Consider the following 14,055-nt stretch of genomic DNA (forward strand, 5'->3'; position numbering starts at 1 on the left):
GCCAGCATTAGCTGGCTTTGGCCTGTAATGCGGGATCAGCAAGCGCTTGCTCTGCCTCAAGCTTCGCTGCTTCACGTTGAGCATTTAATTCTTGCTGCAACCGCTTCTCATAATTAATCAGATATTGATAAATGGCAATTTGAGAACGTACTTTACGTTTGTTTCCGCGGTTACGATAAGGATTAGACTGTTCCTTATTGATGATGCGAGCTTTAGTATTGTCGTTGAACTGTAACGATAAAATATCCATCACCATTTGTTTTAGACGCGGATCATAAATTGGCACACTCACTTCAACACGGTTATCAATATTGCGACTCATCCAATCGGCAGAGCTAATAAACAGCTTATTTTCGCCACCGGCGTGAAACAGCATCACGCGGGAGTGTTCCAAGAATCGGTCAACAATACTGTAGACTTCGATGTTATCGCTGATCCCCGGAATTTGTGGTATCAGCGAGCACATGCCGCGGATCAATAATTTGATTTTGACGCCCGCAGCCGAGGCCTCATAGAGTTTTTGCACCAGAGACTCATCGAGCAAGTTATTTAATTTTAAGGTAATAGCAGCCTTAATGTGACTTTGGGCGTTGACGATCTCATTATCAATTAAATGGGTGAGTTTTTGTCTGGCATCATAGGGCGAGACAATTAAATGCTGGAAGTTATCGCGGCGATAGGGGTGTTCAATCAAGTCAAACACTTGCTCTACTTCACGGGCGATTTCTTGATTCGCCGTAAACAGGGATAAATCGGTATAGACCCGCGCAGTACCTTCGTTAAAGTTGCCCGAACCGACATGGCAGTATAGCTTCATTTCGCCTTGTTCTTCTCGGCCAATCAAGCACAACTTAGAGTGTACTTTTAAGCTGGTGATCCCATGGTGGACTTTGACTCCCGCTTCGGCGAGTACGCGCGTCCATTCGATGTTGGATTGCTCGTCAAACCGAGCCCGCAGCTCAATCACCGCGTTGACTTGCTTACCATTTTTGACGGCATCGATAAGTGACTGCATTACATGGGATTTTTTAGCCACACGGTACAGATTTATGCGGATAAAGCGGACCGCAGGATCGTAGGCAGCCTGGCGCACCATCTCCGTAAAGTGGGAGAACTTATGGTACGGGTAGTTGAGCATAATATCGCCCATCTTGATCGCATCGAAACTATTTGCGCTACGAGCAAAGCCTGTGCTGTTAAGCGCTGGCAGTTTTTCGTTTTCGAGGTAATCGCGGCCGGGATTGGGAAAGCCAATAAAGTCTTTGAAGCTGTGGTAACGCCCGCCAGGGATTAAACATTCTGTCGAGCTGATATTTAAATTTTCTTTGAGCATTTCCAGCATGTGCTCGGGCATTTCTTTGTCGTATACCAAGCGTACAGGCTCTGCTGTCAGGCGTTTTTTCAGACCCTTGGTCATTTTTTCAAGCTGGGTTTGTTCTAGCTCATCGGTAATATCAAAATCGGCATCACGGGTGAGCTTCATTGAATAGACTTCAATTGCCTCGTATTCAAAGAAGGGGCCAAACAGGTCGTCCACGCAGTGGCGAATAATGTTATCCAGTAGGATCAAATATTTTTTAGCCTTGGATTTTTCTGCGGGTAACTCGATAAAACGTGGCACATTTTTTGTGGGTACTTCAACTAGGGCGTATTGCCTGCGCAATTTAGTGTATAAACATACACATAAATAAGTAGCGTCATCGTTGATGTGTTTTACTAGGTCGCGATTGTTATTGACAATCAGCGGCGCGATATGGCGCTTAAAATGATCGCGAAAGTGTTTTTTAAGCCAACTACTATGGTACTCGCTTAATTGTTTTTCATTGATTAACAAAATGTTACGTCGCACTAGCTCGCGCATCAACTCGACGTAAATGCTATCGAAGCGCTCCTGCAGCGCCATCACTTTTGACTGGATTTTGGCCATTAAATGGCGGCTATTACTGCGTCCTTCCTGTAAGGCGGAGAGTAAAATAGAGCGTCTAACCGCTGCGACACGCACTCGGAAAAACTCATCCATATTATTAGAGAATATGCCCAGAAAGCGCACGCGCTCGACAATCGGCACATGGGGGTCGCAGGCCTCTTGCAGCACCCGCTCATTGAATGACAACCAAGAGAGTTCTTTATCTATCGACAGTTTATCGGTATTCGGGGACACTGCACAGCTCCTTTAAGCAAGCGTCATTGCGCAATATACAATAGCATTCATACATTGGAGTGCAATCAGATTTACTTCTGAAAATAAAGGGATATAAAAAAATATCCCTTCTGACTTAGGTGGTTTGCACACAAAGATACGGACTGAATATGTCAGATTGATGACAAGTGTGACAGAAATGTGACTTTAAAATTAACCGAGGTGAATGACCATTTTACACGGTAAAGCGTGAAGGATGTGCTTGGCTTCCTTTGGTATTGAGGCAAACTGTGTTACCTTGCTCGGCTTTTTGATTGTGGGTTTGACTCAAGGGGTAAGCGGATGTTTGTCGGATTTGATTATGGTAGTGCCAACTGTGCCGTTGGGATAATGCAGGGAGATGAAGTATCGCTCTTACCGCTATCGACTGATTCTGCTTATTTACCCTCAACGCTTTATGCGATGGACAGGGAGCTGATTGCCGAGGCCGTTTATCGTGCACTGCCCGCGGACTTAAAAGCCGATTATGCCAAAAAACGCGCTGCGCAGTTAAGTCGCGCGCGTATGGTGCGTCATGAATTAGATCTCGATGCGGAGTCGCCTGCGGTGTTTGTTGGCGAGCAAGCTGTTGCTGCCTATCTTGAAATGCCAGAAGAAGGTTTTTATGTCCGTTCGCCAAAATCTTTTTTGGGAGCGACAGGGTTAAGGCCCGAACAAGTTGCGCTATTTGAGGACATCGTCACCTTGATGATGCAGCATATTAAAGTGTGCGCCGAAGCGGTATTAGTGCAAAAGGGCATGGCATCAAAGGACGAAGCGCGTATTACCCACGCCGTGATTGGCCGCCCAGTAAACTTTCAAGGCATTGGTGGCGAAGAAAGCAATCGTCAGGCGGAAGCCATCTTAACCTTGGCGGCAAAACGAGCGGGCTTTGTCGATGTGGCTTTCCTGTTTGAACCCCTTGCTGCAGGGATGGACTATGAAGCCAGCCTCAAGGTTGACCAAACCGTGTTGGTGGTTGACGTGGGCGGTGGTACCACCGACTGCTCTGTGGTTAAAATGGGCCCAAGCCATAAGGCGAGTTTTGACCGTAGCCGTGACTGCTTAGGCCACAGCGGCCAGCGCATTGGCGGTAACGATCTGGATATCGCCTTGGCGATGAACGCCTTTATGCCGCATTTTGGTTTAGGCTCGCTGATGAGTAATGGCAAACCTATGCCGAGTAATCCTTTTTGGAATGCGGTGGCGGTAAACGATATTAGTGCTCAGCGTGAGTTTGCGACCTTAAGCACTCGCAAGTTGATCGATGAACTGATAAAAGAAGCTGAGCAACCCAATTTATTAAAAAGATTGCTAAAAGTGCAGCAACAACAGTTAAGCTATCAAATAGTACGTTTAGCCGAGCGGGCTAAAATCGCCTTATCGGATGCTCGAACAACTGAAAGTTCGCTGGAGTTTATTGAGGCTATGCTGAGCGCCGAAGTAAGCCGCGATTGCTTTGAAAATGCCATCGAGCCGTCACTGGGTAAGATAGAAGCTTTAATGCATCAAGCACTGACTCAGGCGGCTAAAAGTCTTACTGGCAATGGCTTAGCACCAGAAGAACTGTCCGTTGAGGCGGGTACAACCGAGTGTCAACCCGATGTGATTTATGTGACGGGCGGTACGGCGCGAAGCCCTGCAATATACGCTAAGATAACTAGCCTTTATCCCGATACGCCCGTGGTAGTAGGGGATCATTTTGGTTCGGTGACTGCGGGGTTAACTCGCTGGGCACAAAAGCATTTTGCTCAATAAGTAATCAAGGATATGCGATGAAGACATTTAACAGGACTGTGGTTTCTCTGCTGGCATTGACGTTGACAGGCATGATGCTTTCGGGCTGTGGTGATGATGTGGGTAAAGTGAGCCTCGGGCTATTTACCACGAAAGACGTGATTATCGATGCCAAGCAAGATCCGAAAATCCCTGGTGTGACCTGTCATATCAGCCGCATTGAAGCGAACCTTGATTTTGCTGATCCGTCCGATATGGGCATTAGTTGCCGTCAAACAGGGCCGATTTCCGCTGCCGATATTGCCAAGATAGATAAGAGCAAAAACGGCGAAGTGGTGTTTACCGAGTCGTTAAGTATTTTATTTAAAACGCTAAAAGTGCGCCGGATTTACGATGTGCCTAATCAAACGCTATTGTATTTGTCTTATTCAACCAAAGAGACGAATGGTAGTCACAAGCATGCCTTATCGACCGTGCCATTGTACGGCTCACAGGCGTGGATTGACCCCGCAATCAGTGCGGCGCTGCCGAAATAGTTAAGTTGCATGCTTGAAATTAATCGTTTATTAACGTGAACTAAAAACGAAGGCGGGATGAGTCCCGCCTTCGCTGTTTTACATATAAGGGCTTTATGCCTTATTTGACCTTAGCGGCGAGCACGGCATTAAAACGCTCGAATCCTGCGCTGAGATCGGCAATTAAATCCTCGGGATCTTCAAGACCAATATGAACACGGATCAACGGTTTGCTAGCATCCCACTTGGTCGCACTACGGATTCTTTCAATGCCAAAAATCCCTAAGATCAGACTCTCATAACCACCCCAAGAAAAGCCCATTTTAAAGTGCTGCATATTTTCAACGAGTGCGGTAACCGCTTCCTGATCGCCTTGTTTTAATACAAAGGAAAACAAACCATTTGATGCGCTAAAGTCGCGTTTAAAGAATTCATGTCCTGGGCAGGTCTCAAAGGCGGGATGACGTAAATGGTCTACTTCAGGACGGGTTTGTAACCAGTTAGCTACTTTTAGGGCATTTTTCTCATGTTGCGCCATGCGCACGCCTAGGGTGCGTAATCCGCGCGTGGCGAGATACACATCGTCAGGGGAAGTGGTTTGCCCCAATAAATAACTGCGCTCACGCAGCTGCGGCCAGTGTTTCTCATTCGCGGTTGCGGTGCCAATCATCACATCCGAGTGGCCGACAATATACTTTGTGGCGGCTTGAATTGACACATCGACACCCATCTCGAAGGGCTTGCTATTGATTGGCGAGGCCCATGTGTTGTCGAGAATGGTCACTAACCCATGTTCATGGGCGATACGGCACAGGGTCGGGACGTCTTGCACTTCCATGGTGATGGAGCCGGGAGACTCTAAAAACAGCACCTTAGTGTTGGGGCGGATAAGCGCGCGAATACCTTCACCAATCAGGGGATCGTAATAGGTGGTTTCAATATTAAAGCCCGCCAGAATATGGCTGCAAAGATCGCGCGTTGGCTCGTAAACACTGTCGACCATCAGCAGGTGATCGCCCGCCTGTAAAAACGATAACAAAGCCGCGCTAATCGCTGCCGCGCCAGAGGGATACAGCGCCGTGCCTGCGCCACCTTCGAGTTCGCTTACCGCTGCTTGAAACGCAAAGTGGGTTGGGGTGCCGCGGCGGCCATAAAACATTTCGCCATTGGTTTTGTTTTTGGCGGCGTGACGCATATCCTCCATCGTGTCGAACACTATGGTCGATGCGCGAAATACGGGCGGATTTATCACGCCCTTGGTCCATTTTTTATCTCGACCGACGCTGACGATTTGGGTGGCAAGCTGGTGTTTATCTGTCATAGGGCACTACCTTGGCGAGTTTGTATTTGTTTTGTCATCCAATGTGATGGCCGTCATCTTAGCATCTGCTCGCTAAAATGGCAGGAGGCAAACAGATGAGTTTGCTTCAAGTTGTAAGTCTTTGTATTAGCAAAGCGGCAGGGTAACTAGGATATCGACCCCATCATTTTCGCTGCGGTTGCGGGCTAAGATATTCCCTTGATGGAATTCGGTCACAAGCCGCGCAATATATAAACCTAGGCCAAGATGGGGTTTCTCTTGGGTTTGATTATCCCTCACCGAGACCATGGAGTCGAAGATTTGCTCCGACATATCCACTGGCAGCTGCGGCCCTAAGTTGCTGATAAGCAATGTGGCTTGTTTGCCGACTTGGGTGAGGGTGACCTCAATCGCACTGCCCTGATGACAAAATTCGATGGCATTGGCGATAAGTTTATCCATCAATTGGGCGATGTATTCTGGCACACCCTGCATCATCAACGGCTGTTCGGGCACTTTAACGCTAAAACGCTGCTCAGGGTAAGTCATTTGATAGCCTTGCATACAGCCGCTCACCACTTGGGATAGTGGAAATTTAGCGACATCGGCCTGAGTGAGACTCTGCTCTAGGCGCGTTGCCTCGCTCATATTATTCAAAATCATGCTTAAACGACTTACGCCTTCTTGGGCGCGATCGACATACTTTTGCGTGTCTTTATCTAAAGTTTGCAGATTTAAGTGTTCTAAAGAGGAGCGCACTACTGCAACAGGAGTACGTAGCTCATGGGATAAACGTGACGACATATTCTCCAAATAATGGGTGTATTGGCCTAAACGTCCCACAATGTTGGCAAAACTGCGGGATAAGTCGCCAATTTCGTCCCGCGCCTTTGAGGGTTTTAGATGGTTGCGCACCCGACCTTGGCTGTCGATGGCATTTTCGGCTTCATCGCGCAGTTTTCGAATACGATTGGAAATACTCGAGGCGAAGAAAAACAACGCTAAGGTGCCCATGCTCATAATGGTGAGGATCACGTTAAACAGTTTTTCCAGCGCGCGATTACGTAGGGTGCGAATACCGTGGGTGGTTTCTTCGGCTACCACCGCGCCCATCACGTTGTTATCAATCCAAATTGGGCTGGCGGCGGCCAGCACCACAGCTTTATTGTCCGGAGTCAGTCGCCAGGTCGAACTTTGTTGTCCCGCAAGGGCTTTTTCAATATGGCTACCATCTAGCTCGGTTGAATCCCGTAGCGAGTCGATAAAATCCTTCGGCGGTTTAGTGAGAATTTTATAGTAGAGTGGGTGCAGATAATCGCGCTGAAACCGCTGCCATAGGCCATTGCTGTTTTCATCATCAAGGGTGCGAGTCCACACGCTGTTGCTGTCGCGGATATCACCGGATTTTGCTAACACGCGGCCATGTTTATCGATCACCCAAATACGCGAGCTGTAGTGGCTCATCCCTTTGATAATATTTTCAATTTCAGGGGAGGGGACTAGCACTGTGCCCAGTTTATCGACGGTATCTAAGGCGGAAGTGCCAACCACTGCGGCGACATCGCGGTATTTGCTGTCGTTAACATCGGCAATGGCAAACCCGAGTTTGCTGCCCACCATATCAAGGGGAATACGCAGCTCGATATTGTAGCCCACATCTGTGGTGGCCCATTGTCCTTGAATGCGCACCTCGGGTGTCACTGGCACGGTTTGTTTCGGGTTGGCGGGCAGTTCAAAGGCGCTGATCCAACCGGGCTGAGTGGTGGCAACGATATAACGCTTAAATTTATTGTCAGGGGCAAGGGTTGCAATCGACAGGTGATCGTTTCTATCCACACTTAGGGCATTTTTGCCACGAAATACCACATTGGGGTCTACCACTTGAAAAAAGGCATACAGATAGCCATCGTACTGGCCCACCATGTGGGTAAAACTCAAGGTGAGCGGCGTGCTGGGATCGGCGCGCATAATCTGATTCGCCTCACCGTACTGGATAAATCTGTGCTGATATTCCTGCCATTCATTGAGTTTGCCATCGAGCAGAATCGCGCCCGCTAAGGGGTAAGCATAGAGATCGCGACTCTTTTCCACCTGTTTTAAAAAACTGGCTTGGCCATCGAAAAGTTTGGGCCGCTCGTGTAGGGCGGTAGCTAAGGCTTGAGTTGTGCCCTCTAAGGTGCGTTCCTGACCGTGGCGCAGGTATTTTTCCATCTCCCACACATATTGGTACCCCAGCCAAGGTAGGCAGAGTAAAAACAGGCTAAGGCCAATCACTTTAGTGCGAAGACCGAAAGGAAAACGTGTCATAGGCTGGCGGCTAATCTTCTACTTAACATGGTTCAGGCGAGGCTATCCCAGCGGTATCCCATGCCATAAACGGTATCGATGCAGTCAAATTCGGGCGCAGCGGCCATAAACTTCTTACGGATGCGTTTTACATGGGAAGTGATAGTGCTGTCATCGACAAAAATCTTCGCCTCTTGCATCAGTTCGTGGCGGCTACGCACATGGCCTGGGTGTTTGGCGAGGGCGTGTACCATCCAAAATTCGGTGACGGTTAATTCAATGGCAATTTGGTTCCAATACACTTGCATCCGATTTGCGTCGATAGTGAGCGGCCCGCGCTCGAGTAAATTCTCCTGCGGCGTTTGGCTGGCGGCAAGTTCCGAGCGGCGAAACAGCGCGGCTAAACGCGCCGTCAAATGGGGAAAACTGACTTCTTTGCTCAGGTAATCATCGGCCCCTAAACGCAGGCCGCATACGGTATCAAAATCGCTATCACGCGCGGTTAAGAAGATTATCGGTAAGGTGTTTGACATGGCGCGTAGGGACTGACACAGCATAAATCCACCGTCGATCTCATTGCCAAGGCCGATATCGATAATGGCTAAATCCGGTAAGCGCGTATTAAACGCCAACATGGCCGATGGCCGGTCGGCATAGGTTTGGACACTGTAACCGTGCTGCTGCAGCACATCCTTGTAATTTTCGCGAATGGCCGCTTCATCTTCCACAATAGCGATACGTTTCATTTCGCCATCTTCCTATTGACTGCTGGGACTAAGTTTTCGTGACTATACAGGAATTTATTGCAGATAAAAGGGCTCGAATGCAATTGCCATTTTGTTGCCACAATTGATAGTCGCATTGCCATTTTCCGACCCCGCTAATGCCATTGCACTTGTGTTTAATAGCCTCATTCCGTTTTGCCCCTCCCATTCATGACGTTAGGTGGCAAACGCATCACAAATCAAAAAGGAATGAGATGATGAAAAAGACGCTAATCAGTGTGTTGATATTCAGTGTATTTACGGCTTCTATCGCCAGTGTGTCTGCGCGGGTTTCCCTGCAAAATCAACCTTTACTTACAGAGCCACAAACTGAATGGACAATTGAACAAGAGGAAGATGGCGGTGAAGCCTTGATTGGCCTGGGTGGCGGCGCGCTACTCGGAGCCTTAGTGGGCGGCCCTGCCGGCGCCGTCATCGGTGGGATTACTGGCACCTTAATTGGTCAGTCTGTAGCGGATACCGAAACAGTCTCTGTCACACTCAAAAATCAGCAACAACATATTGCCGTGCAGCGCCAGCAAGTGACGAGCTTAACAGCGAAGCAACTGGCTAGCGAGCAACGTGCGGCAGAATATGCCGCTACTCAAAAACACCTCGATGCACTACTCGCAGAGCAACAGCAACTCTTAAGTGAATTAGCACTTGGGATGAATGTGCCATTTCGCACCGGTTCATCGGCGCTTGAAGCCGATTTTTTGCCCCAATTAGATAGTGTCGCCACTGTGATGAAGCGCTCGGGCGAGTCCAATCTCGAGCTGAAAGGCTATGCCGATCGCCGCGGTGATTGGCGTGATAACCAATCGCTCTCGGAGCACCGTTTAGTAGAGGTGCGGGATTATTTAATTCAGCAGGGCGTTGCGCCGGCGCGGATGACCACTCAATCCTTGGTGGCCGCAATGTCACTCAATGAGCAACTAGATAACGAATCCGACGTTTTCGATCGCCACGTTACGCTGACAATGCAGCCTACCCAAGGGCTTATGGCGAGCCGCGTAACAGAATAATTGTCATCAATATCAATAGTATTAAATCAGTATCAGGGAGCCTTTGTGATGTTCACAAAGAACAGGGTTAAAGAAGTGTGTGAAACACTGGCAATGTTAATAATCAGTGCCTCTATTTGTTGGTTTATCCCCTTTGCAGTCTTAGCATCACCCAACAGTGTGGGCGCCTTATCGGCGCCGCAGAATATCACTGCCGTATTTGATGAACATACGGCGAGTCGTTTACCTACATTTAGTTACGACGATGTCACTCAAGGCATGCTGGTGTATCAAACCGCCAATGGTAACTTAATGCCATCCTTACCCGTGGATACGCAAGTGTCGATGCAGGTCTCGGGGCTAACCAATAGGGTGAGCGTAAAGCAGGTTTTCAGTAATCACACGGGCTTAGTCTTAAATGGCCGTTATTTGTTCCCTTTGCCCAATGAGGCGGCGGTGGACTCGCTGCGATTACATATTGGGGAGCGGATTATCGAAGGGCAAATTCACCCAAAACAAGAAGCACAACAGATTTTTGAGCAGGCGAAAGCCGAAGGAAAACGCGCCAGTCTAGTCAGTCAAGAACGGCCCAATATGTTCACCACCGAAGTCGCCAACCTTGCGCCGAATGAAAAGTTGGTGGTCGAGATCAGTTATCAAGAAACCATTCATTATGAAGATGGTCTCTTTAGCCTACGTTTTCCGCTGGTGGTGGCACCGCGCTATATCCCAGGATTAACGCTGGGAGGGGACAGCGGCCAAACTGGGCGAGTCACCAGCAGCCAAGTATTCGATGCAGATCGCATTATTGCGCCCATTCGTGGGGCTCTGAGTGAAGAGGAGCCTGTGCTTAAGGCCGATATCAAGGTGAATTTAGGCTTGGGAGTCGATAAGGCCGCCATACTGAGTCCCTATCATGCCATTACTCTGGATGAGCAGCAGGGCGGATTGACCGCATCCTTGGCTAACCGAGTGCGTGCTGATCGCGATTTTGTATTGCAATGGCGTCTTGAGCAGGGCGTGAGTCCTGTGGCTTGGGTATTTAACCAAAACGGCAAAACCCATCAAACGCAGGCAGCAAGTGATGATGGCAGCATGGTGAATACCGCTGCGAGTACCAGTGTGCGAAATATAGATAACTACAGTTTGGTCATGGTTTTACCGCCTAAAGTGGAGGCGAGCGGGCAACTGAATTTACCCCGTGAACTGATTTTGGTGATCGATACCTCAGGCTCCATGGCAGGAGACTCGATAATACAGGCGAAAAATGCCCTGCGTTATGCGCTGCGAGGACTCAAAGCGCAGGATAGTTTTAACATTATCGAATTTAATTCAGACGTGTCTTCATTATCCCCAGTGCCGCTGCCTGCAACAGAGGAAAATTTAGCTATCGCTCGCCAGTTTGTGAATCGTTTACAGGCCGATGGCGGTACCGAAATGGCGCTGGCTTTAAATGCCGCGCTGCCAAGGCAGGCGTTTAACACAGCTTCGGGGGCTGATAAGTCGTTAAGACAAGTGATCTTTATGACCGATGGCTCCGTTGGTAACGAGTCGGCGCTATTTGAATTAATCCGCAATCAAATCGGCGACAATCGTCTTTTCACCGTAGGCATTGGCTCGGCGCCGAACTCGCATTTTATGCAGCGTGCGGCTGAACTTGGGCGCGGCACTTTTACTTACATTGGTGATGTGGATGAGGTGGAACAAAAGATCAGTCAATTGCTGGGCAAAATCCAGTATCCGGTGCTTACCGATTTGCAGGTGCGCTTTGACGATGGATCTGTGCCTGACTACTGGCCCGCGCCAATCCCCGATCTTTACCGCGGAGAGCCAGTATTGATTAGCCTAAAGCGCCACCCTCGTGAGCCTCAGGAACTCGTGATCTCCGGTCGTCAGGGTCATAAAAACTGGCAACAGTCGTTATCTTTGCAAGCCAATCATTCAAGCCATTCTGCAACTGATGTAGCGCAGCCAGCAGCAGGGCTCGATTTACTCTGGGCGCGCAAACAGATTGCAGCCTTGGAATTAAGTAAAAACGGCGCTAACGATGACAAGGTCAAGCAGCAAGTGACGGCGTTATCGATGAATTATCACTTAGTCAGCCCTTATACCAGCCTAGTCGCCGTTGATTTAACGCCGATAACGACCAATGCAATCAGTCGTGATGCGGTGGTGCGCCAGCATTTACCCTTGGGTTGGCAGCCTATGGGCGTCCTGCCACAAACATCGACCTCAAGCCGTTTCGACATGCTCTTAGGGGGCGGCGTGTTACTGCTTGCCTTAATGTTGGCGCTGTCGATTCGTCGCCAGCAGCGGCAGCAACGCGCGCTGTCATTAGCGCTGAATACTTGAGTCATGTCTATGAGTATGCGCATGACTCAACAGATACAAATAGGGTTGCTGGTGGGATTGGTATTACTTGGCATCACGCTGTTTGGAAAAGGATTCTATATGCAAGCGAAAGCACACTTTGCCCAATATTTGATTGAACAAGCCTGGGCTAAAACCTTAATCGATGGTCAGTTCCATAAACCTTGGTCATGGGCTGATACCTATCCCGTGGCTAAGCTCTCCATCGAGCAGGCCAAAAGACCGAATCACTTCGATGGTCCGGCATCGAACGACAGTTTATATGTGTTAGCGGGAGCCTCTGGCAGAAATCTGGCCTTTGGACCCGGGCTTGTGTTGTCGAGTGCGCCAGCTGGCGAGCGCGGTAACACAGTGATAGCAGGGCATAGGGATACGCATTTTGCGATGTTAAATGGTATCAGCGTCGGGCGTCGCCTCGCGCTGCAAACCGCAGCGGGCAGGGAGATTGTTTACCAAGTAGTGGCGACTAAGGTGGTGCATGAATCGCAAACTGAGTTGATGGCACCGAGTGACGATAATCGTTTAACGCTCATCACTTGTTATCCCTTCGATGCGCTGCAAGGCGGGGCAGAACTGCGTTTTGTAGTACAGGCCATCCCGGTTGAGCCAGAATCTGCAGCTCAATCCGAAGGGGCGACAGCAGATAGGATGTTGGAGCCCAAAGTGGCTTGAACATTCGATTTAATAGTTTGAGTTACTCGCTACTATGTACAGGTTGACTGGTAACTAAAAACTGGCAAATCAATTAAGGCAGAGCTGATGGCTCTGCTTTAATGTCAGAATTAATTGTTTATCGGCATCACTCTATTACGGCCTAGTCGTTTTGCCTCGTAAAGCAACTTATCTGTATTTTCAATAAGTTGTATTACTGATTGTCTTTCTTGCCACTGAGATACACCAAAGGAGGCGGTGATATTGTCGATACGTTCATCTTTGCGTCGATCCTTGATGCTGAGTTTTTCAAGCCCACGGCGCATGGCTTCAGCCAGTTGCCTGGTAATGCGTAATTGGCTCTTTGGCACTAAAATGGCAAATTCTTCACCGCCAAAACGGTACAACTTACTGCCATCTCGGCAGGCTTCCTGCAAGCGCTTTGCAACGACCCTTAATACTTGGTCGCCAAGCTGGTGACCATAGTTGTCATTAAAGGCCTTAAAGTGATCGATATCGACCAAGATAAGACAGGTGCCCGCGGGAGCCTGTGCCAACATGCCTGCGATATCGGTATCAAAGGCGCGGCGATTTAAACAGCCAGTAAGTGCATCGTAAAGTACATCTTTTTCTGTTTTTTCAAGCTTTTGTTTTAATGCATCAATCTCTGTTTGGGCTTTTTGCAATTGGGTCGTAAAAAACTCGGTGCTTGAGCGAATATTATCGGCTTCCTTCACCAAATTACGTACTAAATCGAGCACTTGCTCAACACTGAGCGTGCCTTCTTCGACACCATTGAGCTTGGCAAAGTTATTGTTAATACAGCTTTGGAAGTCGGCGGCATCTAGATTTGTATCCCGAATCGATTGCGACAGCTCGGTGGCCATGGCCTCAAGATTGAGCCGCATATCGCGCACATCCAGCTCAAGCGGATCGGCTACATACTGACGGAATAGCAACTCGCTGCTCACTGGCGGGCAGGTGTTGTAGTGGGCGATAACCGTATCAAGCTGGGCATTTAGCGCTGGGTTTTGTTCGCCTACGTAGGTATACCATAGGGCATAATTGATTGGCGTTGTGGGAATTTGATGCTTGAGCATTAAGGGAACCGCTTTTTTAAGATTCAAGGCTGCGGTTTGTAATAAATCTCGTGACATGGATAAATTCCAGTAAAAATAATCCGATAAACCATGCATATCACACATGGATAACAATATGGCTCGTCAAATCCCGTTACAACAAAACCCAA

The 14,055-nt window shown here is 48.7% G+C and carries 10 protein-coding genes; 5 read left to right on the forward strand and 5 right to left on the reverse strand.

The genetic code is table 11. The features are described 5' to 3' along the window. Positions 1-7: 7 nt before the first annotated feature. Positions 8-2,161 carry a polyphosphate kinase 1 gene (ppk1, locus tag H9J30_RS11420; RefSeq protein ID WP_240131138.1) on the reverse strand — a complete coding sequence of 718 codons (2,154 nt, stop codon included), beginning with the start codon at positions 2,159-2,161 and terminating at the stop codon, positions 8-10. Positions 2,162-2,482: 321 nt separating this feature from the next. On the opposite strand from ppk1, the gene yegD reads away from it, so the two are divergent. Then, entirely contained in the window at positions 2,483-3,937 is a 1,455-nt protein-coding gene (yegD, locus tag H9J30_RS11425) for a molecular chaperone (protein ID WP_240131139.1), read from the forward strand. A gap of 17 nt (positions 3,938-3,954) precedes the next feature. After that, positions 3,955-4,452, forward strand: coding sequence for a CreA family protein (locus H9J30_RS11430; RefSeq protein ID WP_240131140.1), 498 nt, complete (start codon positions 3,955-3,957; stop codon positions 4,450-4,452). Between the two features lie 100 nt (positions 4,453-4,552). Here H9J30_RS11430 and H9J30_RS11435 read toward each other — a convergent pair whose 3' ends face one another. From H9J30_RS11435 to pdsR, 3 genes are all read right to left on the reverse strand, one after another. Continuing rightward, positions 4,553-5,752 (reverse strand): cystathionine beta-lyase, encoded by a 1,200-nt coding sequence (locus H9J30_RS11435; protein WP_240131141.1) that lies wholly within the window; start codon positions 5,750-5,752, stop codon positions 4,553-4,555. 126 nt (positions 5,753-5,878) lie between these two features. Continuing rightward, complete coding sequence (gene pdsS / locus H9J30_RS11440; protein ID WP_240131142.1) at positions 5,879-8,038, reverse strand: proteobacterial dedicated sortase system histidine kinase; 2,160 nt, start codon at positions 8,036-8,038, stop codon at positions 5,879-5,881. A gap of 32 nt (positions 8,039-8,070) precedes the next feature. After that, positions 8,071-8,763 (reverse strand): proteobacterial dedicated sortase system response regulator, encoded by a 693-nt coding sequence (pdsR, locus tag H9J30_RS11445; RefSeq protein ID WP_011072225.1) that lies wholly within the window; start codon positions 8,761-8,763, stop codon positions 8,071-8,073. A gap of 233 nt (positions 8,764-8,996) precedes the next feature. Between pdsR and pdsO the strand changes: the two genes are divergently transcribed. The 3 genes from pdsO to H9J30_RS11460 are packed head-to-tail and all read left to right on the forward strand — an operon-like array spanning position 8,997 to position 12,827. Then, positions 8,997-9,806, forward strand: a complete 810-nt coding sequence (gene pdsO, locus H9J30_RS11450) for a sortase-associated OmpA-like protein PdsO (RefSeq protein WP_240131143.1) — start codon at positions 8,997-8,999, stop codon at positions 9,804-9,806. 48 nt (positions 9,807-9,854) lie between these two features. Continuing rightward, complete coding sequence (locus H9J30_RS11455; protein WP_240131144.1) at positions 9,855-12,137, forward strand: marine proteobacterial sortase target protein; 2,283 nt, start codon at positions 9,855-9,857, stop codon at positions 12,135-12,137. Positions 12,138-12,146: 9 nt separating this feature from the next. Next, positions 12,147-12,827, forward strand: coding sequence for a class GN sortase (locus tag H9J30_RS11460; protein ID WP_240131145.1), 681 nt, complete (start codon positions 12,147-12,149; stop codon positions 12,825-12,827). A gap of 110 nt (positions 12,828-12,937) precedes the next feature. Here H9J30_RS11460 and H9J30_RS11465 read toward each other — a convergent pair whose 3' ends face one another. Beyond that, positions 12,938-13,963 (reverse strand): GGDEF domain-containing protein, encoded by a 1,026-nt coding sequence (locus H9J30_RS11465; RefSeq protein WP_240131146.1) that lies wholly within the window; start codon positions 13,961-13,963, stop codon positions 12,938-12,940. Positions 13,964-14,055: the final 92 nt, after the last annotated feature.

Source organism: Shewanella cutis, from assembly GCF_022410515.1.
Lineage (GTDB): Bacteria > Pseudomonadota > Gammaproteobacteria > Enterobacterales > Shewanellaceae > Shewanella > Shewanella cutis.